13 protein-coding genes, 1 tRNA gene and 1 pseudogene are annotated in these 16,486 nt (G+C 62.7%); 8 read left to right on the forward strand and 7 right to left on the reverse strand.

What is annotated here, in order from left to right:
- Position 1: 1 nt before the first annotated feature.
- Complete coding sequence (locus FHU29_RS11015; RefSeq protein WP_064441410.1) at positions 2-1,345, forward strand: M1 family metallopeptidase; 1,344 nt, start codon at positions 2-4, stop codon at positions 1,343-1,345.
- Here FHU29_RS11015 and FHU29_RS11020 read toward each other — a convergent pair.
- Together FHU29_RS11020 and FHU29_RS11025 are read right to left on the reverse strand one after the other, a co-directional pair.
- Positions 1,314-2,549: an MFS transporter gene (locus FHU29_RS11020; protein ID WP_064441300.1), complete on the reverse strand. Its 1,236-nt coding sequence runs from the start codon at positions 2,547-2,549 to the stop codon at positions 1,314-1,316. The genes FHU29_RS11015 and FHU29_RS11020 overlap by 32 nt on opposite strands.
- Entirely contained in the window at positions 2,542-3,216 is a 675-nt protein-coding gene (locus FHU29_RS11025; RefSeq protein WP_064441301.1) for a GntR family transcriptional regulator, read from the reverse strand. Before FHU29_RS11025 ends, FHU29_RS11020 begins: the two co-directional genes overlap by 8 nt.
- Before the next feature lie 110 nt (positions 3,217-3,326).
- On the opposite strand from FHU29_RS11025, the gene FHU29_RS11030 reads away from it, so the two are divergent.
- Positions 3,327-3,584 carry a GlsB/YeaQ/YmgE family stress response membrane protein gene (locus tag FHU29_RS11030; protein ID WP_064441302.1) on the forward strand — a complete coding sequence of 86 codons (258 nt, stop codon included), beginning with the start codon at positions 3,327-3,329 and terminating at the stop codon, positions 3,582-3,584.
- A 90-nt stretch (positions 3,585-3,674) separates the two neighbouring features.
- Here FHU29_RS11030 and bfr read toward each other — a convergent pair whose 3' ends face one another.
- The 4 genes from bfr to FHU29_RS11050 form a co-directional block, all read right to left on the reverse strand.
- The gene (gene bfr / locus FHU29_RS11035; protein WP_064441303.1) at positions 3,675-4,160 is read right to left on the reverse strand and encodes a bacterioferritin; all 486 of its coding nucleotides are present in this window, start codon (positions 4,158-4,160) and stop codon (positions 3,675-3,677) included.
- Positions 4,161-4,224: 64 nt separating this feature from the next.
- Positions 4,225-4,560, reverse strand: a complete 336-nt coding sequence (locus FHU29_RS23670; RefSeq protein WP_269747850.1) for a (2Fe-2S)-binding protein — start codon at positions 4,558-4,560, stop codon at positions 4,225-4,227.
- A 22-nt stretch (positions 4,561-4,582) separates the two neighbouring features.
- Positions 4,583-4,655: transfer RNA gene (locus FHU29_RS11045), tRNA-Thr, on the reverse strand.
- Positions 4,656-4,735: 80 nt separating this feature from the next.
- Positions 4,736-5,929 (reverse strand): DNA polymerase III subunit delta', encoded by a 1,194-nt coding sequence (locus tag FHU29_RS11050; protein ID WP_064441411.1) that lies wholly within the window; start codon positions 5,927-5,929, stop codon positions 4,736-4,738.
- Between the two features lie 69 nt (positions 5,930-5,998).
- Between FHU29_RS11050 and FHU29_RS11055 the strand changes: the two genes are divergently transcribed.
- The 6 genes and pseudogenes from FHU29_RS11055 to ptsP all read left to right on the forward strand — a co-directional run bounded on the left by FHU29_RS11055 (position 5,999) and on the right by ptsP (position 13,420).
- Entirely contained in the window at positions 5,999-7,576 is a 1,578-nt protein-coding gene (locus FHU29_RS11055) for an adenylate/guanylate cyclase domain-containing protein (protein ID WP_083962418.1), read from the forward strand.
- Between the two features lie 176 nt (positions 7,577-7,752).
- A complete protein-coding gene (locus FHU29_RS11060) occupies positions 7,753-8,514 on the forward strand; it encodes a DeoR/GlpR family DNA-binding transcription regulator (protein ID WP_064441304.1) in 762 nt (253 codons plus the stop codon).
- Positions 8,511-9,458 carry a 1-phosphofructokinase gene (gene pfkB, locus FHU29_RS11065; protein ID WP_064441305.1) on the forward strand — a complete coding sequence of 316 codons (948 nt, stop codon included), beginning with the start codon at positions 8,511-8,513 and terminating at the stop codon, positions 9,456-9,458. Before FHU29_RS11060 ends, pfkB begins: the two co-directional genes overlap by 4 nt.
- A 2-nt stretch (positions 9,459-9,460) precedes the next feature.
- A pseudogene (locus FHU29_RS11075) lies at positions 9,461-11,388 on the forward strand (PTS fructose transporter subunit IIABC).
- Between the two features lie 53 nt (positions 11,389-11,441).
- On the forward strand, positions 11,442-11,714 hold the full coding sequence (locus tag FHU29_RS11080; RefSeq protein WP_064441308.1) for an HPr family phosphocarrier protein: 273 nt from the start codon (positions 11,442-11,444) through the stop codon (positions 11,712-11,714).
- 41 nt (positions 11,715-11,755) lie between these two features.
- Entirely contained in the window at positions 11,756-13,420 is a 1,665-nt protein-coding gene (gene ptsP, locus FHU29_RS11085) for a phosphoenolpyruvate--protein phosphotransferase (protein ID WP_064441309.1), read from the forward strand.
- 88 nt (positions 13,421-13,508) lie between these two features.
- On the opposite strand, the gene topA is transcribed toward ptsP, so the two are convergent.
- Complete coding sequence (gene topA / locus FHU29_RS11090) at positions 13,509-16,313, reverse strand: type I DNA topoisomerase (protein ID WP_064441310.1); 2,805 nt, start codon at positions 16,311-16,313, stop codon at positions 13,509-13,511.
- Between the last annotated feature and the right edge of the window lie 173 nt (positions 16,314-16,486).

Raw genomic sequence — 16,486 nt, forward strand, 5'->3', positions numbered from 1 at the left:
CGTGGCCCGCCCCCTTGCTCGTAACGCCGCAGCGAGCAACCCAACTTCCGTCGTCGACACCTACCTGCCTGCTAGCGGAAACACCGGCTACCGCGTGTCGCGGTACGACCTTGACCTCAACTACCGAGTGTCAACCAACCGGCTCGAGGCAACGACGACCATCACCGCGGTGAGTACAGAGGGTCTCGCGCGCTATAGCCTTGACCTCGCGTCTTCGCTGCGCGTGTCGAAGGTCCGCGTGAACGGCGCGGTTCCGGGGAAGTTTTCCCACAAAGACGGAAAGCTGCGCATCACGCCCCGTAATCCGGTTCCGGCAGGCGCACCAGTGGTGACCGAGGTGAAGTACTCGGGGCGCCCCCGGCCGGTCTCCAATCAGTTCGGCGCTATCGGCTGGGAGGAACTCACCGACGGTGTGCTCACAGCCAACCAACCCAATGGCGCACCAACCTGGTTTCCCTGCAATGATCATCCGAGCGCCAAGGCAAGTTACCGGATCAGCGTCACCACCGAGTCGACCTATGCGGCACTGTCAAATGGGACGCTTCGCAGCCGGAAGACGCACGCTGGGACCACGACGTGGGTGTATGAGCAGCCGGAACCAATGTCGACGTACCTAGCGACAATCCAGATCGGTTCCTACACGCTGCACGATGTGTCGCCTTCGCCGGTGCGGTTGCGGACTGCCGTGCCGCCATCGTTGCGGAGCAACTTTGACAATGATTTCGCCCGCCAGCGGCGCATGTTGAAGGTTTTCACCAAGCTTTTCGGTCCCTACCCTTTCAGCGGTGGTTACTCAGTCGTCGTCACCGAGGACCCGTTGGAGATTCCGCTTGAAGCTCAGTGCGTGTCCGTCTTCGGGTCCAATCACTGTGACGGCAAGCGCCGGTCAGAGCGGCTGATTGCGCACGAACTCGCGCACCAGTGGTTCGGCAACAGCGTGACGGCAGCGCAGTGGTCCGACATCTGGCTTCACGAGGGGTTCGCGTGTTACGCAGAATGGTTGTGGTCCGAATCCAGCGACGGCCCCACCGCGAAAGAATGGGCTCGGCACTACTGGGAGAAACTGAAGAAGGAACCTCAGGATCTGCTGTTAGCGGACCCCGGCTCCAAGCGAATGTTCGATGATCGCGTGTACAAGCGTGGTGCGCTGACATTGCATGCCCTGCGGACCAGGATCGGCGATGACGCTTTTTTCGCATTGCTGCAGGACTGGGCGAACAGGTACCGGCATTCCATCGCCACGACAGACGATTTCACCGGCCTCGCCGCGTTGTACAGCAGCGAGTCTTTGCTCGACCTGTGGAATGACTGGCTTATGTCGACGCCTTTACCCGACTTGCCTTGAGCGATTGTGCGGGGGCGATCCGTGACCCGAATACCGCCAGGCAAAGACAGAGAGCGGCGATAACGCCACCTCCGAGGAACATCACCGGGTAGCTCACCACCTGCACACCGAGCGCCATCATCGCCGGGACAGCAAAGCCGAGATAGCTGAGCGAATAGAACACAGCGCTCAGGCCAGCCAGGTCGTCCGGCGTCGCAATGCGCTGCACCTCGAGCAAGCCAGAAACGAGCGCCATGCCGTAGCCGGCGCCGAGGAGACAGGCTGCGAGTATCACAAGTGGGACACTGAGCGTCGCCGCAGCAAGCGCGGCGAACGGCATCGCGATGACGAGCAGGATGAAAGCGGTGATGACTCCTCGCGCCGTGCCTGGGCGATCGATCCTCCTGCCTAGCGCCTGGATGCCGAACCCGCACCCGAGCGCGAGAAGGCACAGCAGTGCCGCAAACGCGATTGGCGCGCCCGCACTATGTTCAGTCATGAGGTTCGGCAGCACCGCGTATGCTGACGCGGCCGCTCCGAACACCCACGGTGCTAGCGGCACGATCAGCAACCAGAACCTCCGATGACCAGCTGAGGGGATCTTCAGGTCGGCATGCAGCGGCGCCTTCCGGATGTGGTCGGGGATGCCAGAACGCGTTTCCGGGACCGCGAGCAGCGGGATGAAAGCGGCCGCGGTAATCGCGATGTGTACTAGATATGCGGTGACGCTGGGCCACGGTCCCCACTGCGCGAGCGCACCGGCGGCCCCAGCGCCAAGCGCGAAGCCCGCCGTGAGCGACATCGCTACGCGACGCGGACCAGCGCTTGCATACGCTTTTGGGTCGTAGGGGGCGCGTGACAGTTCCGTCAGCCAGCTTCCGCCAACAGCCATCGCAAGACCGATCGAGATGCCCGACAGTACGCGTCCCCCGAACAGCACGGCAGCCTGGCTCGACCCTGCAGCGAGAACAGCCGACCCCGCGATCGCGAAGAGCGGTGCCGGCAACATCAGCACGCGGCGGCCGAACCGGTCCGACAGCGGTCCGCCTAACAGCAGACCAGGCACAATTCCCAGCACATAGGCGAAGAGCAGCACATCGACCACGAAATCGGAAAAGCCGTGGTCGAGACGGTACATCGTGAGCAGCGGCGTGAATTCGTTGCCGCCCCACGCCACGGCGAAGATGGCGGCCGCGACTATCGCCCAGGGATAACGTTTAGCCACGATTCACCCACCTGATGTCAGGTCTGGGCCGGTCGGTCAGACGGTGAACCTGGCGCATGTGCGCCCACACTGCCTCGGCATACGCCTCGACATCACCGCGCTCGACTACGTCGATCAGAGCCTGGTGGTCCTCGAGAATTTTTGGGCTAGTGGCCACGTCGCGAGCGATAGATTGCGCCGACATCCTGCGCTGACGGTCACGCAACGTCGAGTAGAAGCTGATGAGCAAGCGGTTCCGGCACGCGCCCACAATGGTTGCGTGGAAGTCCGCGTCCTCGGCGACAAATTCGCCCACGTCACCGCGAGCGCGAAGGTCAGTCAGACGATTGAGCGACTCACGCAATGACTCCACGACGCGCCCACGCGCGTCACTATCGTCGGCGAGCACCCTCATCGCGTGAACCTCGGTCAGATATCGCGCCTCGACCAGTTCCTCGGCCTCACCTTCAGCGATCGGAACGATAAGCGCGCCCCGTTTCGGGAAAAGCCGCATCCAGCCCTCGGCCTCGAGCCGAAGGAACCCTTCACGGACGGGCGTGCGGGATACCTCGAGTGCCGAAGCGATCTCGCCTTCGCTCAGTAACTCGCCACCCGCGAGTGTCCCGTCGATGATCCGCTCTTTGACGTGCTCATACACCCGATCCGCCGATGAGTACTTCTTAGACACAAGATGTATTTATACCAGATTGATCTACTCGGCGCTCAGTCATGATCTTGGGACTAGGCTCCCCATTACAGCGATGAAGTAGCTGTCACCGTCCACGCAAAGGAGCAGCAATGCTAGGACTCGGCATACTCGGATGGATCATCATCGGTGGGCTCGCTGGCTGGATCGCCAGCAAAATCATGGGAACCGACGACAAGCAGGGTATTCCGCTCAACATTCTCGTCGGTGTCGTCGGTGGTCTCATCGGCGGTTTTCTGCTGACACTCGTCGGAGTTGACGTCGGCAGCGGCGGCTGGTTCTTCAGCTTCCTTACCTGCCTTTTCGGTGCAGTCATTCTGCTGTGGGCAGTCAACAAGATCCGCAGTTAGCAACCCCACGCGTACAGCACACCACGACAGAACCCCAGGTCATGAATTGACCTGGGGTTCTTGACTATTGCGCGAAACCCGCCGGCAGTGTCAGCCGGCTGTCGGTGGCTGATCGACGAGTTGCGCGAGATAGAGCTGCTCGCCGAGCTTGTCCATCAATTCGATCTGTGTTTCCAGATAGTCGATGTGCTGCTCCTCGTCATCGAGGATTTTCTCGAAGAGATTTGCGCTGACGGCGTCACCCTTCTCACGGAAGAACGGCACACCATTGCGCAATCGCTCTAGCACCTCGAGCTCGATCGCGAGATCTGACTGAAACTGCTCGCGGATCGTCTGCCCAATCTGGATGGCAGATAACCGCTGGTAATTCGGCAACCCTCCGAGCAACAAAATCCGGTCAGTGAGCCACTCAGCGTGGTGCATCTCCTCAAAGGACTCCGCCCGCGTATGCTCCGCGAGCTTGGTAAATCCCCAGCTGGCCTGCATCTTCGCATGCAGAAAGTACTGGTTGATCGCCGTGAGTTCACTGGTCAACTGCTCGTTCAATAGGGAGATAACCTCGTCGTCACCACGCATTTGGCCCTCCGATCGTTGTTGATCAGACTTTACCGCTGCGTGATACGCGTCACAACAAAATCGCTCATGCCGTGTTCGGCAGGTTCCCCATGGATGTCGCCCGTGCGCGCTGCTCCAGAAGGAGCCTGGCGAGCCGCTTCCTGCAGCAACCACACCCTTCGCCTTTACCCGCACCGCACCGGTCGCCGATCTCCCTGACGGTGCGCGCACCAGCCAGGATTGTGGCCTCAACCTGCTCTCGCGGCACGGCGGCGCAGATGCATGCGTACAAAGCGTGACCCCTCTGCCAGTAGTTTAGGTAAGGCTTAGTAAACCAGAAACCCTCAGCGCGCGGCAAGATGCCCGAGAGAAAACAAGGCCGGAAATCGCTGCGATATCCATCACAAAAACCCCAGGCCACTAATTGACCTGGGGTTTATCTGAGCCGCCTAGGGGAATCGAACCCCTGACCTTTTCATTACGAGTGAAGCGCTCTACCGACTGAGCTAAGGCGGCAACACTCTTCGCGCTGCCGTGGCAACACATGAGCGATACGCAGTCTAGCGGGCCCAGTGCGGGTTTGAAAAACCGCCCGGTTAACCGGCGCGCATCTGCGCGCTCAACTCGGCCAGCATCGCGGTGATCGCCAGCTCAGGCTTGACGTTCGTGTCGAGCGCTTCCCGGCATTCGAGGATCGCGTCGATGCTGCGCAGCAGCGCTTCAGGGCGGCAGTCCCGGGCGATCTTCTGCGCAGTGTCAGCGACGTCTGGATGTGTGGCAGGGACGTTCGCGGCGAACGAGAAGGCGAGCGCGTCACGGTAGAGACCCGCCAGATCCATCAAGGCCCGGTCGAATGCGTCGCGCGCGGTTCGGGTGGCGCGCGATTTTTGCCGACGTTCAAGTTCCTTGAGTGCTCCGGTGGCTCCACGGAGCGCCCCTGCTGTCCCTCTGCCAGTACCACCGGCGCCGAGTGCGGTTTTCAGTTCGTCAGTTTCTTTTTCATTGAGTTCCGCACCAACCGTTTTCGCATCGTCGGACGCAGTAGCGAGGATCTCGTCGGCAGCGTTGATCGCGGCTGCTGGGCGGGACGCCTCTCGGGCAATCGCCAGGACCTTCTCGCGGCGCTGCCGGGCCTGCGGGTCGGTGGCAAGGCGGCGGGCCCGGCCCACGTGGCCCCCACAAACGGATGCAGCCCATCGTGCAGTCTCTGCGTCGAGCCCGTCCCGTTCACGGAGAACCGCTTCGATCGCCTCCGCTCCCGGGGTGCGGAGTACCACCAGGCGGCAGCGTGATCGGAGCGTCACGGCTATGTCTTGAGGATCTGGAGACGGCGCGCACAGCAGGAAAACGGTATGCGTAGGCGGTTCTTCCACGACTTTGAGCAGCGCGTTGGCTGCCCCCTCCGTTAGCCGGTCCGCATCTTCAATAATGACAACCTGCCATCGGCCAACGCTGGGACGCCGCGAGGCGACTTGCACGATGTTTCGCATTTCAGACACCGCGATACTCAGCCCCTCAGGGATGACCCGGCGAACGTCTGCGTGAGAACCGTGCATCACCGAGGTGCACGCCGCGCAAGCTCCGCAACCGGGCAGGCCTGGCTGCGTGCACTGGAGCGCGGCCGCAAAGCTCTGGGCCGCGACCGATCTCCCGGACCCAGGCGGACCGGTGAACAGCCAGGCGTGAGTCATGCCGGATACTGAACCCGTCCCCCGCGCGGCCTCGGCTGCGGAGATCAGTTCGGATACCACGTCTTCCTGACCCACCAGACCGCTGAACACATTCGCCACGGCTTTGAGGTTAGCGCTGGTTGCGCGAAGAAGTCGCGTTGGCTGCCCGCGATAGGCGAAGATCATGTCATGGGATTCCGGGACAGAGCGCGCGCCGCTGCTGCGTCATTCCCTCCATTGCTCACCGGCTCGTTCACCCGTCCCTGGCCGCTCTACGTGATTGGCATTCAGATCGCGAACGTGGCGGGCGCCGCATTTGTGTTCGGTTTCCTCCAGTATTTGCTTCCCGGTGACGACGCGATCCGCATCGGGGACGAAGTGGAATTCGACCAAATCAAGCCCTTCCTGGGCTACCTTGCGATGACCGCGGTCCTGGCCAGTGGCGTCGCCTGGCTGCTTGCACGCCCCGTGATCGTCTGGCAATCCGCGCCTCAAACTGGCGCGAATGGACATGCGGCACGCAATCGCGCGCTACGGATCCCCCCATTGCTGGCGTGGGCGCTCGCGGCCTTCTGGACGATCGGCGGCATCATCTTCGTGGCCTCCACCGCAGACTCCGTGCAGTTCGCCGTCATCACGTCGCTCACGGTTGCTATTGGTGCAGGCACGGCGTGCGCAATCGGGTACCTCTTTGCTGAACGCGTATTGCGGCCGGTTCACGCCGACGCTATCGCCTCAGGTGATGCGAGCCTGCGTAAGCCGCCCAGTGTGTCCTCGCGCCTTCGCGTTGGCTGGTCAGTGACAGTCCTGGTGCCCGTTTCAGGAATTGTGGTGGTAGCGACCGCCGCGCTCACTGGAAGTCTCAGATCGTCAGCCGAGGCGGTCCTGTCCTCGATCCTGATCCTCAGCGCTGGGCTTCTCGTCGGCAGCTTGGCGGTCACCAAGCTGACCGCTGGTGCGATCTCAGACCCCATCAACCAGCTCCGCGCCGCACTCAAACGAGTGCAAGCAGGCGATTACAGCACGCCTGTCCATATCTACGACGCCACGGAACTCGGGCAACTTCAAGCCGGGTTCAACGAGATGGTGACAGCGATCGAAGAACGTGAAGAGTTGCGGGATCTGTTCGGGCGGTATGTAGGGATTGACGTCGCACGTCGCGCACTGAGCGACGGCGTCGCACTTGGTGGCGAGGAACGTTTTGTCGCTGTACTTTTCGTCGACCTCACTGGTTCGACGAACCTCGCGATGCAGCAGCCCCCAGCGAAGATCGTCACGCTCCTCAACAACTTCTTCCATGTAGTGGTCGAGGCGGTCGACCGGCATGACGGCCTCGTCAACAAGTTTCTGGGCGATGCAGCGATGGCGGTTTTTGGTGCACCACTAGAACATTCAGACCCTGCCGGTGCGGCACTCGCGGCCGCACGAGAACTCGCGCAACGCCTCCCGTACATTCTGCGCACCGGCCCCGGCGACGATGCTGTCGGTTTCGGTATCGGAGTCGCGGCGGGCAGCACGGTCGCGGGCAATGTCGGAGCAGCCCACCGGCTTGAATACACAGTTATTGGCGACCCGGTGAATGAGGCTGCACGCATCACCGAGCTAGCCAAGGATGAACCCGGCTGCGTCCTTGCGTCTGCCACGTCGGTCTCCCGTGCGCATCCAGACGAGGCGCAGCGCTGGCAGATCGTTCGGGCCGAGGTGCTCAGGGGCCGAGGCGTACCCACTGACTTAGCAGCGCCGACGCTTCCTCTTAATCAGTCATAAACAGGCGCAACTAGTCATATCCCCACTGGGTTTTGCGGCCAATCCACACGGTAACGGCCAAAATGGGCGGCCTTTGCTGTGATACCCCAGAAAAAATACCCTCCTTGTGACACTTGACATACCACACAAACGGGCGTAAAACAGATATATACACACACGAACGGCAGGACGACCACATGTTTGCGGAAGAGCGACACCAACGCATCGTCGAACTCACCCGAACCAACGGGCGAGTTGACGCCAGCGAGCTTGCGAGCACATTCGGCGTCTCCATTGAGACGATCCGGCGAGACCTCGCCACGCTCGAGCGCCGCGGCCTCATCAAGAAGGTCCACGGCGGCGCAATGCCCCTCGATTACCTCGGCGGAGAGCCGGCGCTCGCAGTACGCGACACGGTCATGACTGGCGAGAAGGAGCGCATCGTCAAAACCGCCTTCGCGGAAATCCCCAACGAAGGCTCAGTCCTCATTGATGCCGGGACGACAACGTCACGATTAGCCGAAATCTGGCCGAGCGACCGTGACCTTACGGTTGTCACCAATGCACTGCCCATCGCCAGCGCGCTCGCCTTCCGGCCGCGCACGACAGTGCTGATGACCGGCGGGAAAGTGCGCGGGAAAACACTCGCGACGGTCGACGACTGGGCACTGCAAGCACTCGCCAGCACGTACGTTGACGTTGCCTTCATCGGCGCCAACGGGATCTCCGCTGAGCGTGGGCTGACCACTCCCGACATCGGTGAAGCGGCAGCAAAGCGCGCAATGATCGGTGCCGCGCGCCGTGTTGTCGTCCTTGCTGATCACACGAAGTTCGGCAACGACTGTCTCTCCCGGTTCGCCGACCTCTCCGCAGTCGACCTCATCATCACCGACACCGGCCTCGACCACAGAATCGCAACCGAGATCGAAGCCGCCGGCCCCAAGGTAGTCCGCGCATGATCATCACCATTACCGCGAATCCCAGTCTTGACCGGACCGTCGAGGTAGCTGTGTTGCAGCGCGGAGAAGTCCAGCGCGTCACCAATACTCACGTCCACGCCGGAGGCAAGGGTGTAAACATTTCGCGCGCCCTCGTCACCCACGGCACAGACACCGCAGCGGTCCTCTTTGTCGGCGGTACGGCTGGTGACGAACTCGCTTCGCTGCTGCGCCGTGAAGCAGTGCCCACCGTCCCCGTCACGATCAGCAGTGACATCCGGAGCAACATCACCATCGCTGAAGCTGACGGCACCACCACCAAGCTCAACGCCGCGGGACCACTTCTTTCGGCGAGCGACGTAGAGCATCTCGTCAGGGCTGCGACGAGTGTCATCAGTTCCGGCGCCGACTGGATCGCCGGATGTGGCAGCCTCCCACCGGGCGCACCGACTGATTTCTACGCACAGCTCATCGAACACGCCCACCAGCACGGGGCCCAGGTGGCGATCGACTCCAGCGGCAAAGCTCTCGAGGCGAGCCTCTCCGCCGGACCCGACGTCATCAAGCCAAACCTCGAAGAGCTCGCTGAATGCGCTCGCCGCGATATCACCACCATCGGTGACGCCATCGAAGCGGCCCACGTTCTCCGGGCACGCGGGGCCCGGACCGTCCTCGCCACCCTCGGCGCAGCAGGGGTCCTGCTCGTCGACGACACAGAGGAACTGCACGCGGCAGCAGAACTGCCCGGCCCAGTGCTCAGCACCGTCGGTGCAGGAGACGCCACCCTCGCCGGGTTCCTGGCAGGTGGCGCAGCGGGCGCAGAAGCGCTCCGTGAAGCAGTCGCATGGGGCACAACCGCAGTGACGCTGCCCGGAACCCGCATGCCCACACCAGAAGACCTCAAACAGGTCACTGTCACCATCACCCAACCGAAGCACGGCACCGTGCTCACAGAGCGGAGCTAACAATGTCAGAACTCATCACCACGGCACTCGTCGACCTGGACCTGCAGGGTTCGGAGCGCGGCGAAGCGACAGCGAACCTGGTCGCCCGACTTGCCGCAGAAGGCCGCGTCACTGACGAGTCAGGGTTCATGACCGCGATTCGCGACCGTGAAGCACAGATGCCAACCGGAATCGAAGGCGGCATTGGCATCCCGCACGCTCGATCCGAATACGTCACCGAGCCGACACTTGCGTTCGGACGCAGCACCAATGGTGTCGACTTCGGATCCGCGGACGGCCCCGCCGACCTCATCTTCCTCATCGCCGCTCCAGACGGCGGGGGAAGTGAACACATGAAAATTCTCGCCTCTCTCGCCCGCCGCCTCGTCCGCGAATCGTTCCGGTCCGCGCTGCGCGGAGCATCCACCCCACAAGACGTCGTAGACCTCGTCAACAAGGAAGTACTCGGACGATGAAGAAACTCAAGCTCGTCGCTGTGACGTCGTGCCCCACGGGCATCGCGCACACCTACATGGCGGCCGAATCACTCGAGCAGGCGGCTGAGGCCGCCGGGCACGAAATGCGTGTCGAAACGCAGGGTGCCGCAGGCGCCGAACGCCTTTCTGACGCAGAAATCGCTGAAGCGGATGCAGTCATCTTCGCGGCAGACGTGGAAGTGCGGGAGAAGGAGCGCTTCGCGGGCAAACCCACCATCCGTGGCGGCGTGAAGCGCGGAATCAACGACGCGGCCGGAATGGTCGCCGAAGCGGTGGCGGCGGCCGAGAACGCCCCCGCAGCGGGCGCTGCTCCCGCGGCGGTCTCCGCACCGGCCACGCCACAGAAGGCCCCCGGTTTCGGCACGCAGCTGCGGCAGTGGCTGATGACCGGTGTCTCCTACATGATTCCGTTCGTGGCAGCTGGCGGCATTCTGATCGCCCTCGCGTTCATGATCGGCGGCGCGCAGATCGCCGCTATCGTCGACGGCGGCGTGTACGAAGGTGTCGAGTACGCCGGAATCACCGACCTTTCGGCGATCCTCGCTGAAGCCGGAATCGCTGGTGTCATGTTCAAGATCGGCGCAACAGCGTTCTCCATGCTGGTCGCAGTTCTCGCTGGCTACATCGCCTATGCGATGGCAGATCGTGTGGGCCTCGCCGCTGGTATCGTCGGCGGCCTCTTGGCAGTCGCCATCGGTGCGGGCTTCCTCGGTGGCCTCGTCGCCGGTCTCCTCGCCGGCGCGATCGTCATGTGGCTTAAGAAAATCAAGGCTCCACGCGGACTCGACAGCTTGATGCCGATCCTCGTGATCCCCCTGCTCTCCGTCTTCGCGATCGGTTTCCTGATGCTGGTCGTCATCGGCGGCCCGATCGCCGCCGTCCAGACCGGCCTCACCGACTGGCTGCAAGGACTAACCGGAGCCAACGCGCTCGCGCTCGGCGCACTTCTCGGCGCGATGATGGGCTTCGACCTCGGCGGCCCTGTGAACAAGGTCGCGTATTTGTTCGGCACCGGCGCTCTTGTCTCTGACAACCTGACCGTGATGGCCGCCGTCATGGCCGCTGGTATGGTTCCTCCTCTCGGACTCGCGCTCGCCACCGTCGTACGTAAGAAGCTGTTCAGCGATGCTGAGCGGCAAGCCGGCAAGGCTGCTTGGGTGCTCGGCGCCTCATTCATCACCGAAGGCGCTATCCCCTTCGCGGCGGCTGATCCATTCCGTGTCATCGCCTCGACCATCGCGGGCGGAGCAACCGCCGGGGCCCTGTCGATGGCATTCGGATCAACTCTCCGTGCACCGCACGGCGGCATCTGGGTTATCGGTCTCATCGGCAACCCGCTCGGATACCTCATCGCAATCATTGTCGGAAGCCTCGTTACCTGCGCCGTCGTCATCGGCTTGAAGCAGCTCACTCGCACCGCCACCGTGCCACAACCGACGCCTGTCGCTGCTTGAGCCGCACCACCACCCCAATCACTCTCATCAGTATCAATCTCGAAGGAAAAGCCATGCCAGAACGTTCCGTAGTCGTCGGATCCACCGTCGGACTCCACGCCCGTCCCGCAGCCCTGCTGGTCCAGTCCGCTGCGAGCCAGACAGTTCCCGTATCGATCGCCAAGAAGGACGGCGACTTCGTTGACGCCCGAAGCATCCTCATGGTCATCGGACTCGATGCCCGCGGTGGAGACGAAGTCGTTCTCCGTGCAGAGGGTGACGGAGCGGATGCCGCACTTGAGGCGGTCGCAGCAGTTGTCGCCGAAAACCACGACTCAGGCAAATAGAACAGCCCCACCCAGAATTCATCAGCGCAGGAGTCACTCCCATGGGCAACACGATTGCAGGAACACCCGTAAGCACAGGCATCGCGGTCGCACCGATCGCACGCCTTGCCCCTCCTCCGGGTCTCCCAGCGGACAGCGGGCCAGAAGCCGACATCGCTGCCGCGATTGAAAACGCGCAACGCGCACTGAACGCCGTGGCAGACGAATTGGGTGCTCGAGCCGCCGCCACCAGCGGGCCGGCGTCGGACGTACTGTTCGCCCAGTCGATGATGCCCCGTGACCCCTCGCTGGCCATTCAGATCAAGGCGCAGCTCGAGCAAGGTAAGTCCCTCCCCCACGCGGTGACGGGGGCGTTCGGAGTATTCCGGGCCGCACTCGAAGCCGCGGGGGGTTACCTTGCAGAACGTGCTGCGGATCTCGACGACCTGAACAACCGCACGGTTGCCGAACTTCTCGGGCTTCCGATGCCTGGTATCCCCAATCCGGGTCACCCCTTCATTCTGGTCGCGTCAGACCTCGCCCCGGCTGACACAGCGATGCTGGACACCAAGCAGGTACTCGGCATTATCACCGAACTTGGTGGACCGACGAGCCACACGGCCATCCTGGCCAAGTCCCTGGGCATCCCTGCGATTGTGGCTTGCTCGGACGCTACCGCCCTCCTCGACGGCACAACCGTGCTGCTTGACGGCGCCTCGGGCAAAATCCGGATCGAGCCGTCATCCGCAGAAATCGAGGGGGCGAAGGCTCACGCCGAACAACTAGCGCGAGCGCTCGCAAAAAGCTCAGGACCAGGCAAGACAGCGGATGGCGTTCCTGTGAAGCTGCTCGTCAACCTTGGAGCGCCGCACGAACTGGACGCGGCAGCGGCAGCTGACAGCGAAGGGGTGGGGCTGCTCCGCACCGAGTTCCTCTACCTGAGCAAGGTGACAGCTCCGACTGTCGCTGAGCAGACCGAAAGCTACGCGAAAGTCTTTGACGCATTCTCCGGACGGAAAGTCGTCGTCCGCACGCTAGACGCGGGTGCCGACAAGCCTCTGAAGTTCGTTGACCACGGTCACGAGGAGAACCCCGCCCTCGGTGTTCGTGGGCTGCGTCTGACCAAGCGGCATCCAGAGATGCTCACCGACCAACTCGCCGCGATCGCTGCGGCGGCTTCGAAAAGTGATGCTGACGTCTGGGTGATGGCACCGATGGTCGCGACGCCGCGTGAGGCCGCCGAGTTCGCTGCGGCCGCACATGAGCACGGCCTGCGTACAGCGGGCACGATGGTCGAGGTTCCTGCGGCGGCCCTGCGGGCTCACCAGGTGCTGGAGGGCTGCGACTTCGCCAGTATCGGCACCAACGATCTGGGGCAGTACACGATGGCGGCGGATCGTATGCAGGGTGAACTCGCGGAACTCCTCGACCCGTGGCAGCCTGCGCTACTTGAACTAGTCCACCTCACCGCGCAGGCCGGGAAGGACACGGGCAAGCCCGTAGGCGTATGCGGTGAGGCTGCGAGCGACCCGCTGCTCGCACTCGTTCTCGTCGGCCTCGGTGTGACCAGCCTGTCGATGGCGCCGAGCAGCATCCCAGCAGTTCGCGTCACACTGGCTGCACACTCGCAGGCACAGTGCAGCGAACTCGCCAAATTGGCCCTCACCGCAGCGGATGCAGCGGAGGCACGACAACTCGTGTCCGATGCGAGTCAGTCAATCGCCTGACCTCGTATACAGAATGCCCGCCTGACGGGAATTGGCGCGGGACTACTTCCGGGCCAATTCCTTACAGGCGGGCATCTAGTGCGGAACGCTAGCTAGACGATTTCTTCGCCGTCTTCTTGGCAGCACTCTTCTTCGCCGGCGTCTTCTTCGCGGTTGTCTTCTTGGCCGCTGTCTTCTTCGCAGTGCGTTTCACTGGCCCGCGGGCGCGGCGGTCAGCCAATAGTTCTGCTCCGCGCTCCACAGTCAGCGTCGCGACCTCATCGCCTTTACGGAGGCTAGCGTTGGTTTCACCGTCTGTGACGTACGGGCCAAACCTGCCATCCTTGATGACCATCGGTTTGCCGGTAGCTGGATCATCCCCCACTTCCCGGAGCGGCTCGGTCGCAGCAGCCTGCCGCCCGCGGCGCTTCGGTTCGGCGTAAATTTTCAGCGCCTCGTCGAGCGTCACAGTGAAAATCTGATCCTCGGTCGCAAGCGACCGCGAATCGCTGCCCTTCTTCAGATACGGACCGTAGCGGCCATTCTGCGCGGTGATCTCGTCACCGCTTTCGGGGTCCTTGCCCACAACACGAGGCAGCGCCAGCAGTTTGAGCGCGTCTTCGAGCGTCACCGTGGAAATGTCCATCGACTTCAGCAGCGACCCAGTGCGCGGCTTGGCCTTTTTCGCGTCGCCGTTTTTCTCATCGTCGGGAATGATCTCCGTGACGTACGGACCGAACCGGCCCTCCTTCGCGACCACTTCATGCCCGGTATCGGGGTCAACGCCGAGGACACGGCCTTCCTGCGGTGTAGAGAAGAGCTTCTCCGCGATCTCCCTCGTCAGCTCATCAGGCGGGAGATCTTCTGGAAGGTTTGCGCGCTGCGACTCCGCGGCATCTCCCTCGCCAATCGTCCGCTCCAGATAGGGGCCGAAACGGCCTACCCGGACGTTAACCGGCCGTCCGTCGGAATCATCGAACAACTTGATCGAGTTGATCTCCCGAGCATCGATGCCTTCGAGGTTGACGCCAACAAGACGCTTGAGCCCACCGAGCTTGGCAAGAGTCCCTTCAGCACGATCGTCGCTACCGAAGTAGAACGCGGCGAGCCAGTCGGACCGGCGCTCCCTGCCCTCAGCGATGGCGTCGAGATCGTCTTCCATCGACGCGGTGAAGTTGTAGTCCACAAGACGGCCAAAATGCCGCTCAAGCAGACCCACAACCGCGAACGCTACCCAGGAGGGGACGAGCGCGTTGCCCTTCTTGTAGACGTAGCCGCGGTCCTGGATTGTCTTGATGATCGACGCGTACGTTGATGGCCGCCCAATGCCCTCATCTTCGAGCTTTTTCACTAGCGACGCTTCGGTGTATCGCGACGGCGGCGACGTTGAGTGTCCGTCTGGCCGCAACTCGCTCGCGGTGACGGCGTGGCCTTCCGTCAGGCGCGGCAGGCGGCGTTCCTCATCGTCAGCCTGTCCACCTGCTTCTTCGTCGACCGTCTCGACGTACGCACTGAGGAAACCTGGGAATGTGATCGTCCGGCCAGATGAACTGAGGACGCACTCTTCACCGGTTGCCGCGGTGCCGGTGATACGCAAGCTCAGCGTCGTGCCTTTGGCATCTGCCATTTGGGACGCGACGGTGCGTTGCCAGATGAGCTCGTAGAGGCGAAACTCGTCGGCTTCAAGCACCCGGTGAAGCTGCCCAGGCGTTTGGAAAGTTTCCCCCGCAGGCCGGATAGCTTCGTGCGCCTCCTGCGCGTTCTTGACCTTGCGCGTGTACTGGCGGGGTGACGGCGCGACGTACTCCGGCCCGTACAACTCCCGCGCCTGGTTCCGCGCGGCCTCAATCGCGGAACTCGACAGCGTGGTCGAGTCCGTACGCATGTACGTGATGTAGCCGTTCTCGTACAGGCGCTGCGCGATGCGCATCGTTCTGTCTGCGGAGAACCGCAACTTGCGCCCTGCCTCCTGCTGCAGCGTCGACGTCATGAACGGCGCGTAAGGCCTGCGGGTGTAGGGCTTTTCCTCGGCCGACGTCACTGCCAGCGCCTGCCCCTGCAGCGCTTCAGCAAGCCGCCCAGCGTGGGCCTCATCAAGCACACGGACCGCGCTGTTGGACTTCAATACGCCGTTAGGCCCGAAATCGCGTCCTGTCGCGACGCGCTCCCCACCAACAGACATGAGCTTCGCGCCGAACGTCTGCGGTGTCACCCCGGAGCCAGCATCCAGTGTCGCTGCGATGTCCCAGTACTCCGCCGCCGTGAACTCCATTCGCTCACGCTCACGCTGCACGATGATGCGTGTCGCGACCGACTGCACGCGGCCCGCTGACAGCTTGGGCATCACTTTTTTCCAGAGCACGGGACTGACTTCATAGCCGTACAGCCGGTCGACTATCCGTCGTGTTTCCTGCGCGTCGACCAGATCGGAGTCGAGGTCACGCGGGTTTTCTGCGGCAGCCCGGATAGCAGGTTCCGTAATCTCGTGGAACACCATCCGGCGAACCGGGATTTTCGGCTTCAGCGTCTCCAATAGATGCCACGCGATGGCTTCGCCTTCGCGGTCACCGTCTGTGGCGAGGTAGAGCTCGTCAACATCCTTCAGGAGCCCCTTGAGTTCCGACACGGTTGCCTTCTTGTCGGCACTGACGACGTAGAGAGGCTCGAAGTCCTCGTCGACGTTCACACCGAGACGTGCCCACGCTTCGCCCTTGTACTTGGCGGGCACGTCAGCCGCGCCCTTCGGCAAATCGCGGATGTGCCCGCGAGATGATTCGACCACGTAACCAGATCCGAGGTACGAGGCGATCTTCTTCGCCTTCGTCGGTGATTCGACGATGACGAGACGCCGGACCACCCGCGAATCCCCCGCGCGTGCCGAACCGTTCGCCGTGCCACTACCGCGTGCTGCCACTTGAAGACCGCACCTTCCTCACACCTCGTTCACGAAGCCTGCCAAGCAGACATTCCCATCAGACTGACATATGCGGGGAATGCCATGCGCCCCGCCAGCACAACGATGTGCCCCGCCCTGTGGTTCCCGCAGTCAGTATGTCCTACCTCAGACTCCACCGCCGAATAGGCCGG

This window comes from Hoyosella altamirensis (assembly GCF_014191505.1).
GTDB lineage: Bacteria > Actinomycetota > Actinomycetes > Mycobacteriales > Mycobacteriaceae > Hoyosella > Hoyosella altamirensis.

What these genes read in the sequence shown, in the direction of transcription:
- FHU29_RS11080 (WP_064441308.1), top strand. Translation starts at nt 11,442, where the DNA reads ATGCCAGAACGTTCCGTAGTCGTCGGATCCACCGTCGGACTCCACGCC.
- FHU29_RS11030 (WP_064441302.1), top strand. Translation starts at nt 3,327, where the DNA reads ATGCTAGGACTCGGCATACTCGGATGGATCATCATCGGTGGGCTCGCT.
- bfr (WP_064441303.1), bottom strand. Translation starts at nt 4,160, where the DNA reads ATGCGTGGTGACGACGAGGTTATCTCCCTATTGAACGAGCAGTTGACC.
- pfkB (WP_064441305.1), top strand. Translation starts at nt 8,511, where the DNA reads ATGATCATCACCATTACCGCGAATCCCAGTCTTGACCGGACCGTCGAG.
- ptsP (WP_064441309.1), top strand. Translation starts at nt 11,756, where the DNA reads ATGGGCAACACGATTGCAGGAACACCCGTAAGCACAGGCATCGCGGTC.
- FHU29_RS11055 (WP_083962418.1), top strand. Translation starts at nt 5,999, where the DNA reads ATGGGATTCCGGGACAGAGCGCGCGCCGCTGCTGCGTCATTCCCTCCA.
- FHU29_RS11060 (WP_064441304.1), top strand. Translation starts at nt 7,753, where the DNA reads ATGTTTGCGGAAGAGCGACACCAACGCATCGTCGAACTCACCCGAACC.